A 17,351-nucleotide genomic window follows, 5' to 3' on the forward strand; every position below is an offset into this window, starting at 1 on the left:
TGCTCACCGCGCGAGCGCAGGAGCGAGGACGCTCACCCCGGAGAGCATCGTCGCCGCGGTGCACGAGGGGTGCGCCGGGCGGTGATCGTCGTCGACACCGCGATCGTCGTCGACCTGGTCTGCACCGGAATGTCGACCCGAGTCCTGCAGGCGCGGATGGAGGACGAGTTCCTGCTGCCCCCTCCTCACGCACGACCGGAGGCTCGCGCGGGCGGCCTCCGGTCTGTGCGCGGTCGAGGTGCCTAGCCCTTGACGGCGCCGGCGGCGAGACCGGAGCGCCAGTACTTCTGCAGCGTGAAGAACAGGGCGATGAGCGGGATCACGCCGAGCAGCGCCCCGAGCATGACGGCGCCCTTGTCGGGGGAGAAGTAGCTCATCATGCCGTAGAGGCCGAGCGTGACCGGCTTGAGGTCGGGGCTGGAGATCATCATGAGCGGGAGGAGGAAGTTGTTCCACGTGGCCACGAAGATGAACAGGAAGATCGTCACCATCGCGGGGCCGAGCAGCCGCAGCACGATCGTGAAGAAGATCCGGGCCTCACCGGCGCCGTCGATGCGGGCGGCCTCCAGCAGCTCCGTCGGCACCGACGACTGCGCGTAGACCATGCCGAGGAAGACGCCGAACGGCGAGACCGCCGAGGGGATGATGATCGCCCACACGGTGTTCGTGAGGCCGAGCGCCTGGAACTCGATGTACAGCGGCACCGTGAGTAGGGCGACGGGCAGGAGGAGCCCCGCCATGATGATGCCGACCGCGAGCTTCTTCCCGGGGAAGGCGAACTTGGCGATCGCGTAGCCGGCCATCACGGCGAACAGCGTGCCGATGATCCCGGCGCTGAGCGAGTAGAACAGGGAGTTGCCGACCCAGCGCCAGAACAGCCCCTGGGTCCAGCCCATGAGGCTGTCGTAGTTGGCGGCGAGGTTCGGCTCGGCGAACCAGAATCCGAACGTCGAGGTGAGGTCGGTGTTGTTCTTCGTCGAGGCCACTACGAGCCAGAACACCGGCACGAGGAAGTACAGCGTCGCGACGACGAGGGCGATGATGCCGAACGTGCGGGCCGCGGGACCCGGGGCGATGGACGGAGGAGGGGCGTCCGCCGCCTGCGGCCTACGAGAGCGCCGCTTCGTCGGCGGGGTCACGGTGACGAGTCGTGTGGTGGTCATGCGTCGCCCTTCCGCCGCTGGAGCAGTGCGTACACGATCGCGAGCACGCCCGCGATCCCGGCCATGAGCAGCGAGTACGCCGACGCCGGACCGCTGCCCGACGGCGACAGCTCGCCCATCATCGTGTTGTAGGTGAGCATCATCGGCGTGAAGTCCTTGCCCATCCAGGAGTTCGCGGCCTCCAGGATGACCGGCTCGTTGAACAGCTGGATGGTGCCGATGATCGACAGCAGCACCGCCAGCAGCGCGGCACCGCGCACGAGCGGCACCTTGATGCGGGTCGCGATCTGGAATCCCGTCGCACCGTCCAGACGGGCGGCCTCGTAGAGGTCGCGGGGGATGGCCTGCAGGGCGCTGAGGAAGATGAGCATGTTGTAGCCCGTGTAGGTCCACGTCGTCATGTTCGCCATCGAGAAGAGGATCGTCTGCGGCGACATGAGGTCGGTCCCCTCCGGCAGATACGGCAGGAAGGGCGACACCTCGGGCGTGTAGAGGTAGAGCCACATCATCGCCGCGATGATGCCGGGGATCGCGTACGGGAGGAAGAAGGCGAGGCGGAACAGGGCGGGGCGGCGCACGATGAACGAGTCCAGCAGCAGAGCCAGGGCGAGGGCCGCGATGATCATCACCGGGATCTGGAACGCCGCGTAGAGCACGACCCGTCCCATGCCGGCCCAGAAGGCGCCGTCGGTCGCCGCCGCCGCGAAGTTGTCGAGGCCGACGAAGGTGTCGACGAGCTCGCCCCCGCCGTACAGGCCGCCGCCGGCGGGCACCTGCGCGAAGAACGCCGACCGGACCGACACGATGATGGGGATGAGGAAGACGACGGCGAACAGCAGCGCGAACGGCGCCATGAACAGCCACCCGGTCAGTCCCTCTCTTCGGATCCGCGATCGACGGGTCGACGGGGCGACGGGACGGCGCGCGGGAGGGAGCGGCGCCGCTGCCCTCGTCTCGGTCACTGTGGCCATGATGTGCCTCTCGCTCTCACGACGACGGCGGAGTGCACGATCGCCCGTGCACTCCGCCGTCGTTCATCCGATGATGCCGTCCGGTCCGGTCATTCCGCGACCGGGAGGCCGAGGTCCTTCAGCGACGCCACGGCCGTGTCCTGCGCCGTCGTGAAGATGTCCGCGACCGTGGCGGTGCCGGCGGCAGCCGCGGCGGCCGTCTCGTTCATGTTCGCCAGGGTCGAAAAGCCGGGGGCGTACGGGAAGTCGGGGTTGAGGTTCTCGGTGGCCGTGCCGAGCTCGGCCAGCACGTCCTGGCCGCCGAACTGACGCAGCATCTTCTCCGGCGTCTCCACCTCGCCCTTCGCCGCGACGACGAGGCCCTGGGAAGCGAGGTCGTCGACCTGCGTGTTGAACCAGTCGTTGAACTCCATGGCGGCCGCGGGGTTCTCGCAGCCCTTCATGACCGAGACGCCGGACCCGCCGTCGGGGCCGCTCATCGCCCCGGCGCCGAAGTCGGGGAGCTGGGCGACGCGCCACTGCCCCTCGGCCGGAGTGCCGTCCAGGGAGTCGAGGAGGAAGCCGGCCTCCCAGGCCGCGCCGACGTGGCCGATGAGGCTGCCGTTGTTCAGCGCCGCCGTGAACCCTTCACCCCAGCGCTCGGTCGCGAGTGTCTGCTTGCCGTCGAGCAGGCCCTGCCAGAAGGCGGCGACCCGCTCGGAGCCCGCACCCTCGGCATCCACCTTCCACTCCTCGCCCTCCGTGGAGAACCAGGTGTCACCGGCGGCGGCAGCCTGTCCGGAGAGCCAGTTCTGCGCCTCGTCCGGTGTGAACGCCGTGACGAACTTGCCGGCGGCGGCGGCCGTGGCGGAGGCGGCGGTCAGGTCGTCGAGCGTCGCCGGGGCGTCGAGGCCGAGCGCCTCGAACTCGGCGGTGTTGTAGAAGTAGACGAGGGGTCCGGTGTCCTGCGGGAGGCCCACGATGGCGTCGCCGACCCGCATGCCGCTGAACGCTCCGGCCGAGTAGTGGTCCTCGTACTTCTCGGCCTCCGTGGCGACGTCCTCCAGCAGACCCTTCACGTAGAGCTGGGGCACCTCGGAGTATCCGGTCTGCGCGAGGCACGGGCCGTTCCCGGCCTTGATGTCGGTCTCGAGCTTGAGGATCATGTCGCTGGCCTTGCCGTCGAACTTCGTGGCCTTGACCTGGATGTCGGGGTGCTCCTCGTTCCAGCGGTCGACGATCTCGGCGACCGTGGTCATGCCCTCGCCGTCGGGGAGGCGGTGCATGTACTCGATGGTGACGGGCTCTCCGCCGGCGTCGCCGCCCCCGGAGGCGGCCGGGGCGCAGGCCGCGAGTCCGAACGCCGACACCGCGCCGAGGGCGACGACCGCGGCGACGCGGGGGGTGCGTGAGGTGGGTGCCATGCTGTTCTCCTCTTTGAGGTCATGTTCCTGCGAATCGCCCGAAGCCGGGACGCGGCGAGGGTGCGCCGTCGATCACATGCACATCAAATCAGAAAATGTTTGCGCTCACAAGACGCGGATCAGCGGAATTGCGTCGGATTATCCTGCCCTTGAGGGAGCGCTGACATCGCGGGGGCCTCCTCTTTCCGGCGGCAGGCCGCGCGGTCGGGACGAGCGACCGGGGCGTCGCATCGCCGCCCGGGAACGACGAAACACCCGCACGAGCCGTGCGGGTGTTTCGAACCGAGGGGCTATGCCTTCTCTAGTTCGTCTTCGTCCTCGTCCGCGTACTCGTCGGCCCACTTGTCGACGTAGGCGTCTTCGTCGGAGTCGCTCGAGTGCGCGAGCTCGCGCTCCAGCGCCGAGTAGTTCACCGACGGACTGTACGCCTTGAGTTCGCGGGCGATCTTTGTGTGCTTCGCCTTCTGACGGCCACGGCCCATGCCTGAGACCCCCTCACGAGTTAAGCTGCGGGCAGACAGGCGCCCGAGTCATTCACGACACCGGCTCGAGGCCGGTAAGAGTAGCATTCAGGATAGCACGCGGGGAACAGACCCTGGCCGCGGCCAGGCCGGCGAAGGGAGCGATCTCCATGACCGACAGCACCTCCACTCCGTCCGACGAGGCCACGCAGAACGCCGCTCTGCAGAAGGCTGTCATCGTCGGGATGCAGCTCGACCAGGACCCGCACGTTCTCGATGAGGCCGTGCGGTTCGCCCGGCTGCTGAACGCTCCGCTCGTGGTCGCCCACGTCGACATCACGCGCTTCGTCACCTACGAGGATCCGGACGGCTACGTGCACTCCGCCCCCATCGACATCAACTTCGACGCGGGCGCCGCCGAGTTCGAGGCCGTCGAGGCCGCGGCTGCCACGATCCTCGCCGGGAAGGGGGTCACCTGGACGGCGCGACAGCTCGTCGGCGACCCGGCCCTGGCCATCAAGCAGCTCGCCAACAAGCTCGACGCCCAGCTCATCGTGGTCGGCACCCGCAAGCGCGGCATCGGCGAGTCGATCCGGGAGTTCTTCACCGGCTCCGTGGCCGCCCGGCTGGCTCATCGCCAGCACCGTCCGGTGCTCGTCGTGCCCCTGGGGGAGTCGGTACCGGACGAGCAAAAGGAGATCTGGCCGGAGTGACCCGGACGCGACGAGGCCCCGCCGATGGATGTCGGCGGGGCCTCGTGCTGTGTGATGGAGGCTCAGGAGTCCGGCTGGCTCAGCGCGACCGTCACGGTGCGGGCGGCCTGATCCAGCGCGTTCTCGAGGTCGGTGACCACCGACGCCGGGAGGACGCCGCCCTTCGCGACATGGGTGCGCAGGTCGGTGCGGACCCGTGCGCGGAAGGCGTTCACGACGGCGTCGGCGCGGTGCAGCTCCTCGCGGCTGGTCAGCCGCGCATCCTCGCTCGCGGTGCGGGGCCGCGACTTCGCCGCCGCCCGGTCATCCTTGGTGGCCGTCGCCAGATCGGCGCGGAGGCTCTTCATCGCCTCCTGTACGCTCTGGCGCACCTCGTTGGCGATGAGGCGGACGGTGTCGGTGATGCCCGCCTCGATGTCGGCGAGGTCGTTCTCGCGGGAGGCGAGCTCGGCGCGCCCGGCCTCGGTGATCGCGTAGATCGTGGTGCGTCCGTCGACCGTCTTGGTGACGAGTCCCTCCTCCTCGAGCTTCGCGAGGCGCGGGTAGATCGTGCCGGCGCTCGGGGTGTACGTCCCGCCGGTGCGGTCCGTGAGGGACTGGATGATGCCGTAGCCGTGCTGCGGGGACTCCGCGAGCAGCGACAGCAGGTACAGGCGCAGATCGCCGTGGGAGAAGACCGCGGGACTCATGCTTCCCACTCCGGGTCGTTCTCGATCGTCTGCGGAGCGCGGCGGAGGACCGTCACCCCTCCGGAGACGGAGTTGGCGCGGAGGTCCACGAAGCGCCCGGCGAGCTCGCCGGACGTGCCGTTGTAGGTGCTCGGGCCGGAGGTGCTGCGCTCGACGCCGTCGATGAGGAGACGACCGCTGAGCGAGCGGATCACGTAGTTCGCCGCGAGGGACTCGTCGAGCCGGACGGTCGTGCCGCCGGAGACCGAGTTCACGGTGATCGTGTTGACATCGCCTGCGGCGTCCACCAGCGTCGAGCCGGAGACGATGTCGACCGTCGCCTTGCGGATCGCTCCGGTGACGGCCACGTCGCCGGAGACGCTGTTGGCGTTGATCGAGCCGGTGAGGTTGCGCACCTGTACGTCGCCGGAGACGGAGTTCACGCTGAGGTCGCCGATGAGGGTGTCGACGATGATGTCGCCGGACACGGTGTTGAGCCGGGTGTCGTTGCGGATCCCCGACACGAGGGCGCCGGCGCTCACGACGCCCAGGGTCAGGGCGATGGAACGCGGGACGGCCACGCTCACCTCGGCGCGCGGGCCGCCGGAGCCGAAGTTCCGGAACACCTCGAGGAAGTTGTCCCAGCCCAGCTGCGGGTGGTCGATCTCGACCTCCCCGTCGCGGGATTCGATCCGGAGGTCCTTGGTGGTGACGCCGTGCACCTCGATCCGGATGCCGGGTTCGTCGTGGGCGATGACGTCGACCTGTCCGCCGACGAGGCCCACCTTGAGCCGGGTCGCGGAGGCGATGTCGATGACGCGTTCCTCGCCGGGGGCGATGAGCCACTTCTCGGTCATGTCTGCTTCTCCTGTGTCGAGGGATTCACGATATATCGTGTTGCCGTCACGATAACACGATATATCTCGATTCCGACACCCCCCTCTCTCCTTCGAATCGCCTGATTGGCCCCATCTCCGCCGGAAATAGAGCCAATCACGCGATTCGGAGGCGGGGTTGACCTTGACGTAGCGGCAACTTCTACGGTGGGAGGAGACCTGACACGGAAGGGGAGGGCGGATGGAATCGCGGGACTGGTCGATCCAGGAGATCGCGCGGCTGACGGGCACGACGAGCCGGACGCTGCGGCACTACGACGACATCGGGCTGCTGCCGCCGTCGCGCATCGCGGCCAACGGCTACCGGCACTATGACGCGGCGGCGCTCGTGCGACTGCAGCGGATCCTCCTGCTGCGCGAGCTCGGGCTCGGGTTGCCGCAGATCGCGGAGGTGCTGGGCCCTTCGACAGGCTCAGGGACCCAGGGTGCGGGCTCAGGGACCCAGGGTGCGGGCTCAGGGACCCAGGGTGCGGGCTCAGGGACCCAGGGTGCGGGCTCAGGGAACCAGGGTGCGGGCTCAGGGAACCAGGCGGCGGCCGAGGCGTCGGCCCTGGAGACCCACCTCGCGCTGCTGCGCGAGGAGCAGACCCGGCTGGCGCGGCAGATCGCGTCGGTCGAATCCACCATCACGGCATTGAGAGGAGGTGAGAACCTCATGGCAGAGAACATGTTCGACGGCTTCGACCACACGCAGTACAAGCAGGAGGTCGAGGACCGCTGGGGGACGAAGGCCTACGCCGACAGCGACCGCTGGTGGCGCGGGATGAGCGACGCCGAGCGCGCCGACTGGCAGCAGCGCGTGTCCGATCTCGGACGCGACTGGATCGCCGCGGCGGAGAGCGGCATCGATCCCGCGTCCGCCGAGGCACAGGAGCTCGCGCGTCGTCACGTCGCCTGGCTCACGGGCATCCCCGGCACTCCGGCCGCCGCCCTCCGGAAGGGGCCGGATGCCGCAGCCAAGGCGTACGTCATCGGACTCGGCGAGATGTACGTCGCGGACCCGCGCTTCGGTGCGAACTACGCGACGTCCGCGGGCGGCACGCAGGGTGCGGAGTTCGTCCGCGACGCGCTCCGCATCTACGCGGACGCCGCCCTCTGATCCGTCGAGCGGCCCCTTTGCGTGCGACCCACCCCGGTGCGGTCGTACTCAAGGGGGCCGCTCGTACGCAAGGGGGTGGATCGGGGGAGGAGGGGAGGGCGTAGGGTCGTGCCATGACGGGGCGACGGAAGCGCGAGCGCGACGACCGCCCCGCGTCCGGAGTCTTCGCGGCGGCGGCGACGGCCTATGCGGCGAACTGCGCCCTCGGGGCTGCGGTGGCGGGACGGCTCATCGACACGCGTCGTTTCCGCTGGGTGCACCACGCGCTCTACATCCTGACCTGCGCGACGACCGGACTCGCCGTCGTCGTCGGTCTGGCCACTCGCACGCCGCGCAGCCGCCGCGCCGCCCTGGCCCTCCTCCCCGCTGCCGTCCCGCTGGCCGCGATCCCCTACGCCGGGACGCACACCCGGCGGCACCCGCTCGTCGCCCTCACGGCAGCGCCCTTCGTCCTCGCGGGCCTCGTGGTCTCGCGCCTCCCCTCCGACCGGAAGTGACCGTATGGAACTCCTCGACGCCATCCGCCGCCGCAAGACCACGAACGGAGCGTTCCTCCCCGACCCGGTCTCCGAGGAGCACCAGCGCATCCTCCTGGAAGCCGCAGGTCGCGCACCGTCGCAGCTCAACAGTCAGCCGTGGCGCTTCGTCGTGATCGAGAACCGGGACACGATCGACGAGATCGCGCGCATCTCCGGCGAGAGCATGACCGAGGCGATGTCGAACGGCACGTTCTTCGAGCGGTACAAGCCCTACTTCCGCTTCAGCCAGGAGGAGATGGAGGAGAAGCGCAGCGGCATGCTGTTCGACAAGCTCCCCGCGCCGCTGCGCCCCTTCACGTCGCAGGTGTTCACGAAGCGCGGCCAGACGCTGATGAACACGTTCGGGGTGCCGAAGACGCTGGGCGCGGAGAACCGCAAGCTCGTGGCCGGGTCGCCCCTCCTGCTCGGCGTCATGCTCGACCGCAGCGAGTACCGGCCGGGGCAGCTGTCGTCGTTCTACTCCGTGTTCAGCATGGGCGCGGCCATGGAGAACGTCTGGCTGACCACGGTCGAGCTGGGCATGGGCATCCAGTTCATCTCGTTCCCGATGGAGGTGCCGGGGCGCTGGGACGAGATCGTGCGGCTGCTGCGGGTGCCCGACGACCTGGAGCTCATGGCCGTCTACCGGCTGGGCTACCTGCCGCCGGAGCAGCGCCGCCCGGCGATCGACTGGTCCAGCAGCCAGCGCAAGCTCGTGTCGCAGTACGTGTTCCGTGAGGACTGCGACAGCCCGCAGCAGGGTTGGGACGCCCCGCCGACCCGGTCCTGAGTCAGGAGCCGCCGGCCGTCCGCGGCATCTGCTCGAGGTCCTTCAGAGCAGGCCCCTCGATGCGGGTGCCGTCCGCGGCGAACCGCGACGCGTGCAGCGGGCAGTCCCATGTGCACTCGGCGTCGTTCCAGTCGAGGACGCCGCCGAGGTGCGGGCACACCGCGCTGACCGCACGGGTCACGCCGTCGACGGTGGAGATGGCGACCGGGCGGCCGCCGCGGTTCGCCACCACGCCCTCGCCCTCCGCGGGCTGCGGCACCGGGACCGGCGTGGTCTCGGCCTCGACCCAGCCCTTCGTGGCCGCGGCGGCCACCTTCGCTCCCTCGACGGCGCCGCGCGCGAGGTCGGCGGGGACGGTCAGACGGGTGCCGAGGCGCAGCATCCAGGACGGACGCTCGCTGCGCTTCGTCCCGATGATCTCCTCGGTGAGCCGCAGGGCTGCGGCGGGCGCGTTCGACAGCCCCCACTTCGCGTACCCGGTGGCGATGCGGATGCGACCGAGGCCGCGCGGCAGAGCACCGACGAAGGGGATGAGGTTGTGCGACTGGTAGTCCTGCGCGGACCAGCGGTGCGTCTCCTCCGCGTCCGGGAAGTGCAGCCGCGTCCAGGCGACGAGATCGTCGATCGCGGCGGTCTCGCCGTCGGAGCGGCCGACCGGATGCCCGTTGCCGCCGACGACGAGCTGTGCCGTGGCCGCCGGACCGTCGGCAGCCGAGACCGGGCGGATCGACCGCGTGGGGCTGTCGGCGGAGATGAACGTCCCCTCCGGCACCCCGCCGGAGACCCGGAACGAGACGCAGTACGACCGCATCCCGGCGACCTTGGAGAAGTACAGACCGCGGTCGAGGATCGGGGTCCCCGTCGCGAGGACGATGTGCTCGGCGAACATCGGGCCGGCCGTGGTCTCGACCCGAGGCTCCGGGAGGGCATGCGCCCCGGTCACGCGGACGTCGGTGTGCAGCGTGCCACCGCCCGCGAGGAACTCCTTCGCGAGCGCGTCGGCCACCGCGACCGGGTCGATCGTCACCTGGGAATCCAGTGCGACCGCGCCCGCGACGGGGAACGGCGTCGACAGCTCGCCCGCGGTGAGCAGACGCGTCGGCAGTCCCGCCTCCCGTGCGGCGGCGTGCTGGGCCCGCACCGATTCGTGCCCCTCAGGACCCTGGGCGTAGGTGTGGTCGGTGCGCTCGGTGTAGCTGAGGCCGGCGCTGTCCGCGAAACCCGTGAGCCACTCCATGCCGGCACGGTTGGCGTCGACGTACGCCTGGACGAGCGCGGCCGGATGGTGCCTGCGGATCGTGGCGAGCTGCTGCCCCTGGAGGAGGGAGAGCTTGCCCGTGTTGCCGCCCGTCGACAGCTCCGCCACATCGCCTGCATCGACGACGACGACGTCGAGTCCGGCGCGGGTCAGGAGCACCGCGGTCGAGAGTCCCGTGAGGCCTGCCCCCACGATGAGCACGTCGTGCTGCGCGCCGGGATCGAAGGGAGTGCCGTGGGGTGCGTCCTGGTCGACCTTCCAGAGTGGCTTCATGCCGACAGTCAACGCCTGTCCCCGTCCCCGCCCCAACGCCTTGACATCCGACGGTCGCGCTGTCATGCGCGACTACAGTGGCCAGCGTGAGTCTCCGTCGTGTCCTGCTCGTCGCGCTCGGCGGCACGCTGGGGACGGCGGCGCGTCTGGGCCTCGGGCTCCTCCTCCCCGACCTCGGCGGGTTCCCCCTCGCGGTGCTACTGGCCAACGTGCTGGGCGCCCTGCTCATCGGCGTCGTGGCGGCGCGGCTCCCGGCCTCAGCGGAGCTGCGGCTGCTCCTGGGCACCGGGGTCCTCGGGGGGTTCACGACCTACAGCGCCTTCATGACCGGGACGCTGGCCCTGTGGGCGTCGGCACCGCTCCTCGCCGCCGCGTATGCCGCGGTCAGCCTCGCCCTCGGCCTCCTCGCGGCGTCCGCGGGGCTCCGGCTGGGGCGCCCGCGCCGGGGAGGGGCGACGTGAGTCCACTGCTGTTCCTCGCCGCGGCGCTCGCCGGGGGCGTCGGCGCCGTCCTGCGCTATCTCCTCGACCTCGGTGTCGCCCGGCTCGTCGGCCGGCGGTTCCCGTGGGGGATCCTGGCCGTCAACCTCACCGGCTCCTTCGCGCTGGGGCTCGTGACGACGGCGCTGCCGGGGGCGGCGTTCGTGCTCGGCGCGGGCCTGCTCGGGGGCTACACGACCTTCAGCACCGCGATGCTCGATGCGGTCGCGCTGTGGCGGGACGGTGAGCGCGGCGCCGCGGTGTTCGACGCGTTCGGCATGCTCCTGCTCGGTCTCCTCGCCGCGGGGCTGGGGCTGGCGCTGGGATCCGCGCTCTAGATCGGTGCTTGCGAAGAACGGACGCGGCGCGCTACTCTCACTGCTAATCGTTTAACGCTAAACGGTTAACATCGCGCACCGCCTTCTCGTGCACCCGTCAAAGGAGACCTCGATGCCCCGCACCTCCCGCCGCGCCCTGGGCGCTCTCGCCGCCTCCGCGGCCGCCGTCCTGGCGCTCTCCGCCTGCTCCTCCTCCGCGACCGGGGAGTCCTCGGGCGGCGAGATCACCCTCAGCTACGCGATCTGGGACGAGAACCAGAAGCCCGCGATGGAGGACATCGCTGCCGCCTATACCGAGGAGCACCCGAACGTCACGATCGAGATCCAGGTCACGCCCTACAAGGAGTACTTCACCAAGCTCCAGACCGCGGTGACGGGAGGGTCGGCCGCCGACGTGTTCTGGATGAACGGGCCGAACTTCCAGCTCTACGCCTCGAACGGCCAGCTCGCGCCGCTCGACGACGTGGACGCCTCCGACTACCCCCAGGGCCTCGTCGACCTCTACACCTACGACGACGCGCTCTACGGCGCCCCCAAGGACTTCGACACCGTCGCGCTCTGGTACAACAAGACGCTGTTCGACGCCGCCGGAGTGGAGTACCCCAGCGCCGGCTGGACCTGGGACGACTTCACCACCGCGGCCGCGAAGCTGACCGACCCCGCGAGCGGCCGGTTCGGCGTCGCCGCGAGCCAGTACGGCCAGGAGAACTTCTACAACTCGATCGCACAGGCCGGCGGCGAGGTCATCTCCGCGGACGGCACTGAGAGCGGCTACGGCTCGCCCGAGGCTCTCGAGGGCGTCGAGCTGTGGACCGACCTCATCGCTGACGGCTCCTCGCCCACGGCGCAGCAGATGACGGACACGAACCCGGAGGACTTCTTCCTGTCGGGCAAGGTCGCCATGTTCCAGAACGGCTCCTGGGCCGCCATCGCCTACGCGGACAACGCCGACATCGGCGACAGCGTCGACGTGGCTCCGTTGCCCGCAGGCCCGGAGGGCAATCAGAGCGTGATCCACGGCGTCGGGAACGTCGCGAACGCCAAGAGCGCGCACGTGGAGGAGGCGAAGGACTTCGCCGCCTTCGCGAGCGGCGAGCAGGCGGCGAAGATCCAGGCCGAGACCGGGACCGTGATCCCGGCGTTCAACGGCACGCAGCAGGCCTGGGTGGATGCGCTCCCGCAGTACGACCTGCAGGTCTACATCGACGCGCTGGAGACGGCCGTCCCGTACCCGGTGTCGAAGAACACCTCCGCGTGGACGAGCATCGAGAGCGAGGTGCTGTCCCAGGTCTGGTCCGGAGCGGTCTCCCCGAAGGAAGGCCTGCAGGATCTCGCCGCGCAGATGCAGACCGCGCTGGACGCCGAGCAGGAGTGACCGGATGACCGTCCTCGCGCCTCGCGCGGTCGCCCCCGCCGCCGGGCGGGCACCGGAGGCCCCGTCCTCCGGTGTCCGGCGGCGGCGCCGGACACCCGGTGCCTCGCCGTGGTGGGCCCTCGTCTTCCTCGGGCCCACCGCCCTGGGGCTGGCCGTGTTCTACCTGTGGCCGACCGTGCGCACGCTCATCATCTCCTTCACGAAGTCCGGCCCGTTCGGCGGCTCCGAGTGGATCGGGTTCGAGAACTACGTGCGGCTGTTCCAGGACCCGGAGCTCCTCGGCGCTCTGCGCAACACCGCGGTCTACACGGTGATCGCGCTGATCGGCATCCCCCTCGCGGTCGGGATCGCCGCGCTGCTGAACACCACCGGCCTCACGGGCCGCAGCGCCTACCGCACCCTCTACTTCATCCCCGTCGTCACCATGCCCGCGGCGATCGCCCTCGTCTGGCGCATGATCTACAACGGCGACTACGGCGTCCTGAACGCCGCCCTCGGCACGGTGGGCATCGACGGGCGGAGCTGGCTGACCGACCCGAACACCGCGTTGATCGCGATCGCCGTCGTCGGCATCTGGGCGGGACTGGGGACCAACATCGTCATCTTCCTCGCCGGACTCCAGGGCATCCCGGACACGATCATGGAGGCGGCCGACCTCGACGGGGCGGGCCCCGTGCGGAAGTTCTTCTCCATCACGATCCCGCTGCTGTCGCCGTCGATCTTCTTCGTCAGCGTCATCAGCGTCATCGGGGCTCTGCAGGTGTTCGACCTCATCTACATGATGCTCGGCCGCAGCAACCCCGCGATGCCGAACACCCGCACGGTCGTCTACCTGTTCTACGAAGCGGGTTTCCTCGACAACGACCGCGGGTACGCCGCCGCCGTCGCCTTCCTCCTGCTGCTGATCATCCTCGTGCTGACGATCGTGCAGTTCCGGCTGCAGAAGAAGTGGGTGCACTATGAGTGACGTCTCCCTCGACACCCGCGCGGTCGTCGGCGCCGCCCCCGCACTATCGCGGACGGCCGGCACGCCCCGGAACCGCGGACTGTGGATCGTGCACGTCGTGCTCATCGCCGGCGCCGCACTCATGGTGTTCCCGTTCGTCTGGCAGCTGCTGACCTCGTTCAAGACGCTGTCCGACTCGGTGCAGGTGCCGCCGTCGTTCCTCCCGCGCGAATGGGTGTTCACGAACTTCGCCGAGGTCTTCGACTCGATGCCGTTCGGCCAGATGTTCCTGAACTCCGTGCTCCTCACCGTCGGCCGCACGGTCGGGCAGGTCGCCCTGTGCACCATGGCGGGCTACGCGTTCGCGCGCATCGCCTTCCCCGGCCGGAACGCCCTGTTCGTCGTGTTCCTCTCGGTGCTCATGGTGCCCTCGCAGCTCTACCTGCTGCCGCAGTACGAGATCATCCAGGCGCTCGGCTGGCTGAACACGTTGCAGGCGCTCATCGTGCCCGGCATCTTCAGCGCCTTCGGGACCTTCCTGATGCGCCAGTTCTTCCTCTCGATGCCGGCCGAGCTGGAGGAGGCGGCGCGGATCGACGGGGCGAATCCGTGGCAGACCTTCTGGCGGATCATGGTTCCACTGGCGAAGCCTGGCATCATCGCACTTGTGGTGTTCACCGTGCTGTGGTCCTGGAACGATCTGCTGTGGCCGCTGATCGTGACGACCGACCCGGCGAAGATGCCGCTGTCTGTCGGACTCTCGCAGCTCGTCGGCATCCACGGCACCGATTACCCGGTGCTCATGGCCGGCGCCCTGCTGGCGACCCTGCCCATGCTGGTGACGTTCATGATCCTGCAGCGGCAGTTCATCCAGGGCATCGCGTTCAGCGGGACGAAGGGATGAGACATGGCACAGCGTGAGCACGCCCCCAGCCGCCGACCGACGCTGCGGATGGTGGCCGAACGTGCCGGGGTGTCGACCGCGACCGTGTCGTACGTCTTCTCCGGCCGCGCCGGTGCCAGCGGGGCCGGCGTGGCCGAAGCGACCGCGGCCAGGGTGCTCGCGGCCGCGGACGAGCTCAACTACCGTCCGAACACGGCGGCCAGGGCGATCCGCACCGGTCGCAGCGGCATGGTGCAGCTCTCCCTCCACATGCTGAGCGATCCGTGGTCGCTGGCGGTGGCCGACGCCGTGAACGCCGAGGCGAACAAGCACGGGCTCACGACGCTGATCCTCGCCGACGGCGACTGGCACGCGGCGCTCGACCGCGTCGAGAGCGACGTGGCATACCTCGACGGCGTCGGGCTGGACGAGGAGGACGCCCGACGGCTGGGCGACCTCGTCAAGCGCGGCCAGCGGCTCGTGGTGTTCTCGGAGCATCTGGAGCCGGACGGGTTCGACGTCATCCGCTCGGACGCGATCCCGGGGTGCGAGCTCGCGATGGACCACCTGCTGGAGCGGCACGCGGCCATCGGCTGCATCGCCGCGGAGGGCGCCGTCCGCCTCGCGGCCACGCAGGTCACGCGGTACACGCCGTATGTCGAGAAGCTCGCGGCGGCCGGCATCTCCCCGGACCCGGCATGGACCGTGACCTATGCCGAGACGCAGGCCAGCGCCTTCACCGCCGCGATCGAGCTGCTGTCGCAGGAGAACCGCCCGGACGCCGTGTACGCGACGACCGACTTCGCCGCGATCGCCGCGATCAACGCCGCCCACATGCTCGGGCTCCGCGTGCCTCACGACGTCGCGGTGGTCGGCGTCGGGAACACCCCGGACGCCCGGCTCATCGCCCCCACCCTCACCACCGTCGGCCCGACGGACTTCTACGAGCGGCAGGCGCGGATCATCGTCGAGAAGGCGCTCGAGAGCGACCCCTCACCCGGTGCGCTGCACGAGTTCCCCTGGGCCCTCGTCCCCGGCGGCTCGACCGATCTCGACGCCCCGGCAGCCCGCGGCCGCTGAGCCGCCCCCTCTTCTTCCCCCTTTCACGAAGGACTTCTGTTGGACCTCCACATCGGCATCATCGGCTTCGGCGCGCGCTCCACCCTTCAGGAGGAGGTGCATCGGCCGGGCCACGGCTCCCGCATCACCGCCGTCTGCGACCTCGCCCCGCGTGCCCGCGAGGACGCCAGGGCGCTCGTCCCCGACGCCCTCATCACCGACTCCCTCGACGAGCTGCTCGCGTCCGGGGTCGACGCGGTCATGGTGCTGACGCCGGATGACACGCACGCCGCGCTGACCATCCGGGCGCTGGAGGCCGGGGTGCCCGTCTTCTGCGAGAAGCCCCTCGCGATCGACCTCGCCGATGCCGACCGCATGCTGGAGACGGCGCGACGGACCGGGACCCGCCTCTACATCGGCCACAACATGCGGCACATGCCCGTGATCACGCTCATGCGCGGGCTCATCCAGGCCGGGCGCATCGGGCAGGTGAAGGCCGTGTGGGTGCGGCACTTCGTGGGGCACGGCGGCGACTTCTACTTCAAGGACTGGCACGCCGACCGGAGCCGCACCACCGGACTCCTCCTGCAGAAGGGAGCGCACGACCTCGACATCATCCACTGGCTGGCGGGGGCGTACACCGAGCAGGTGGCGGCGATGGGCGGCCTCAGCGTCTACGGCGACATCACCGACCGGCGGGACCGCACGGGGGAGCGGATGCCCGACTGGTTCAGCATGGACAACTGGCCGCCGACCGCGCTCACCGGACTCCACCCCGTGGTCGACGTCGAGGACATCTCGATGGTGAACCTTCGGCTCGAGGGCGGGATCTTCGCCTCGTACCAGCAGTGCCACTTCACCCCGGACTACTGGCGGAACTACACCGTGATCGGCACCGAGGGGCGCATCGAGAACTTCGGCGACGTGGCCGGCAGCGAGGTGAAGCTGTGGAACCGTCGGCATGCCGGGGCGGCCGACGCGGACGAGGTGTTCGTCGTGCCCGAGGTGCCCGACGCCGGACACGATGGAGCCGACGCGCTGCTCGTGGCCGAGTTCCTCCGGTTCGTGCGGCACGGGGGTCTCACGGCGACCTCTCCCGTCGCGGCGCGCGAGGCCGTGGCCGCCGGCATCCTCGCCACCGCGTCCCTCCGGGGTGACGGCTCCGCGATCGCCGTCCCCCCGCTCGACCCCGATCTCGTCGCCTACTTCGAGCGCGGCCAGACCCCCTCCTCCGCCCCGTCTTCCTCCGCCGCCTGACCCCCTCCTCCGCCCCCCACCCCGGAACGTTTTCGATCACGGGAGGAGATTCCCACCCGTGAGAGCGCGAAAAGGGACCGGGAACGGGGGTGCGGGGTGCGGAAGTGATCCGGCACGGCGGGGAGACAGGAAAGAAGCGGGCGGCCGTTCTCAGGGAGTTCACACCGGAGCGAATGTACAAACGTACATGTACGGGTGTCCAGGGGGTGAGCGATGGTGGAGAGCGCGCGTCGGCGGCGTGACCCCGAAGCGCGTCGTCGGGAGATCGTCACCGCGACGGCCGAGCTGATCGTCGAGGTCGGGGCCGACGCCATCACGCATCGGATGGTGGCCGCCAGAGCCGGAGTGCCGCTCGGGGCGACCACCCAGTACTTCGACACCCTCGACGACCTGCGCACCGCCGCCTTCCGAGCGCTCGCGGACGAGATCGAATGCCGACTCGACGGAGTGCGGCAGACCCTCGCCGAACGGGGAGCCGGGGCCGACGTCATCGCGGCGCTCGTGTACGACAGCATCCACGACGGCCACGCGGTGCAGGCGGATCGAGCCGTGGTCACGGCAGCCGTGCACGATCCGCGTCTGCGCCAGCTCGCGCGCCACCTGTCCGACCGCCTCGTCGACCTCCTGGAGCCGACCTATGGCGCCGACCGGGCCCGAGCGGCGATGATCTTCATCGACGGCGTCATGTGGAGCACGCAGATCCGCGACGTCGAACTCGAACAGTCCTTCCTCGAATCCGCACTGGCGCGGATCCTCGGAGTACCCCTCTCCCTCCCATCCGCAGCGACCGCCACCCCCTGA

Annotated in this window: 19 protein-coding genes; 12 read left to right on the plus strand and 7 right to left on the minus strand. The window is 69.9% G+C overall.

The genetic code is table 11. The annotated features are described in order from the left end of the window. Window positions 1-242 precede the first annotated feature (242 nt). The 4 genes from MICNX66_RS01945 to MICNX66_RS01960 form a co-directional block, all read right to left on the minus strand. Window positions 243-1,163, minus strand: a complete 921-nt coding sequence (locus tag MICNX66_RS01945) for a carbohydrate ABC transporter permease (protein WP_187663106.1) — start codon at window positions 1,161-1,163, stop codon at window positions 243-245. Continuing rightward, the gene (locus MICNX66_RS01950; protein WP_187663107.1) at window positions 1,160-2,134 is read right to left on the minus strand and encodes a carbohydrate ABC transporter permease; all 975 of its coding nucleotides are present in this window, start codon (window positions 2,132-2,134) and stop codon (window positions 1,160-1,162) included. Before MICNX66_RS01950 ends, MICNX66_RS01945 begins: the two co-directional genes overlap by 4 nt. A gap of 89 nt (window positions 2,135-2,223) precedes the next feature. After that, complete coding sequence (locus MICNX66_RS01955) at window positions 2,224-3,537, minus strand: ABC transporter substrate-binding protein (RefSeq protein WP_187663108.1); 1,314 nt, start codon at window positions 3,535-3,537, stop codon at window positions 2,224-2,226. A 290-nt stretch (window positions 3,538-3,827) separates the two neighbouring features. Beyond that, window positions 3,828-4,019 (minus strand): DUF3073 domain-containing protein, encoded by a 192-nt coding sequence (locus MICNX66_RS01960; protein ID WP_025104705.1) that lies wholly within the window; start codon window positions 4,017-4,019, stop codon window positions 3,828-3,830. Between the two features lie 149 nt (window positions 4,020-4,168). On the opposite strand from MICNX66_RS01960, the gene MICNX66_RS01965 reads away from it, so the two are divergent. Then, a complete protein-coding gene (locus MICNX66_RS01965) occupies window positions 4,169-4,711 on the plus strand; it encodes a universal stress protein (RefSeq protein ID WP_187663109.1) in 543 nt (180 codons plus the stop codon). Between the two features lie 62 nt (window positions 4,712-4,773). Here MICNX66_RS01965 and MICNX66_RS01970 read toward each other — a convergent pair whose 3' ends face one another. Next, complete coding sequence (locus MICNX66_RS01970) at window positions 4,774-5,400, minus strand: PadR family transcriptional regulator (protein ID WP_187663110.1); 627 nt, start codon at window positions 5,398-5,400, stop codon at window positions 4,774-4,776. Continuing rightward, on the minus strand, window positions 5,397-6,236 hold the full coding sequence (locus MICNX66_RS01975; protein ID WP_187663111.1) for a DUF4097 family beta strand repeat-containing protein: 840 nt from the start codon (window positions 6,234-6,236) through the stop codon (window positions 5,397-5,399). Before MICNX66_RS01975 ends, MICNX66_RS01970 begins: the two co-directional genes overlap by 4 nt. 220 nt (window positions 6,237-6,456) lie before the next feature. Between MICNX66_RS01975 and MICNX66_RS01980 the strand changes: the two genes are divergently transcribed. The 3 genes from MICNX66_RS01980 to MICNX66_RS01990 all read left to right on the plus strand — a co-directional run bounded on the left by MICNX66_RS01980 (window position 6,457) and on the right by MICNX66_RS01990 (window position 8,682). Further along, window positions 6,457-7,374 carry a MerR family transcriptional regulator gene (locus MICNX66_RS01980; protein ID WP_187663112.1) on the plus strand — a complete coding sequence of 306 codons (918 nt, stop codon included), beginning with the start codon at window positions 6,457-6,459 and terminating at the stop codon, window positions 7,372-7,374. A 113-nt stretch (window positions 7,375-7,487) separates the two neighbouring features. Next, on the plus strand, window positions 7,488-7,871 hold the full coding sequence (locus tag MICNX66_RS01985) for a hypothetical protein (protein ID WP_187663113.1): 384 nt from the start codon (window positions 7,488-7,490) through the stop codon (window positions 7,869-7,871). A gap of 4 nt (window positions 7,872-7,875) precedes the next feature. Continuing rightward, window positions 7,876-8,682, plus strand: a complete 807-nt coding sequence (locus MICNX66_RS01990) for a nitroreductase family protein (protein WP_187663114.1) — start codon at window positions 7,876-7,878, stop codon at window positions 8,680-8,682. Window position 8,683: 1 nt separating this feature from the next. On the opposite strand, the gene MICNX66_RS01995 is transcribed toward MICNX66_RS01990, so the two are convergent. After that, entirely contained in the window at window positions 8,684-10,213 is a 1,530-nt protein-coding gene (locus MICNX66_RS01995; RefSeq protein ID WP_187663115.1) for an FAD-dependent oxidoreductase, read from the minus strand. Window positions 10,214-10,299: 86 nt separating this feature from the next. Here MICNX66_RS01995 and MICNX66_RS02000 point away from each other — a divergent pair, with 86 nt between their 5' ends. From MICNX66_RS02000 to MICNX66_RS02035, 8 genes are all read left to right on the plus strand, one after another. After that, complete coding sequence (locus MICNX66_RS02000) at window positions 10,300-10,674, plus strand: FluC/FEX family fluoride channel (RefSeq protein WP_232089161.1); 375 nt, start codon at window positions 10,300-10,302, stop codon at window positions 10,672-10,674. Beyond that, window positions 10,671-11,030 (plus strand): fluoride efflux transporter FluC, encoded by a 360-nt coding sequence (locus MICNX66_RS02005; RefSeq protein WP_187663117.1) that lies wholly within the window; start codon window positions 10,671-10,673, stop codon window positions 11,028-11,030. Before MICNX66_RS02000 ends, MICNX66_RS02005 begins: the two co-directional genes overlap by 4 nt. 112 nt (window positions 11,031-11,142) lie before the next feature. Next, window positions 11,143-12,405 carry an ABC transporter substrate-binding protein gene (locus MICNX66_RS02010; protein WP_187663118.1) on the plus strand — a complete coding sequence of 421 codons (1,263 nt, stop codon included), beginning with the start codon at window positions 11,143-11,145 and terminating at the stop codon, window positions 12,403-12,405. Between the two features lie 4 nt (window positions 12,406-12,409). After that, window positions 12,410-13,372, plus strand: a complete 963-nt coding sequence (locus MICNX66_RS02015; protein WP_187663119.1) for a carbohydrate ABC transporter permease — start codon at window positions 12,410-12,412, stop codon at window positions 13,370-13,372. Beyond that, window positions 13,365-14,255, plus strand: coding sequence for a carbohydrate ABC transporter permease (locus tag MICNX66_RS02020; RefSeq protein ID WP_187663120.1), 891 nt, complete (start codon window positions 13,365-13,367; stop codon window positions 14,253-14,255). Before MICNX66_RS02015 ends, MICNX66_RS02020 begins: the two co-directional genes overlap by 8 nt. Before the next feature lie 3 nt (window positions 14,256-14,258). Continuing rightward, a complete protein-coding gene (locus MICNX66_RS02025) occupies window positions 14,259-15,314 on the plus strand; it encodes a LacI family DNA-binding transcriptional regulator (protein ID WP_187663121.1) in 1,056 nt (351 codons plus the stop codon). Between the two features lie 39 nt (window positions 15,315-15,353). After that, complete coding sequence (locus MICNX66_RS02030) at window positions 15,354-16,550, plus strand: Gfo/Idh/MocA family protein (protein ID WP_197971865.1); 1,197 nt, start codon at window positions 15,354-15,356, stop codon at window positions 16,548-16,550. A gap of 213 nt (window positions 16,551-16,763) precedes the next feature. Next, entirely contained in the window at window positions 16,764-17,351 is a 588-nt protein-coding gene (locus tag MICNX66_RS02035) for a TetR/AcrR family transcriptional regulator (RefSeq protein WP_187663122.1), read from the plus strand.

Origin of the sequence: Microbacterium sp. Nx66 (assembly GCF_904066215.1) — a bacterium.
GTDB lineage: Bacteria > Actinomycetota > Actinomycetes > Actinomycetales > Microbacteriaceae > Microbacterium > Microbacterium meiriae.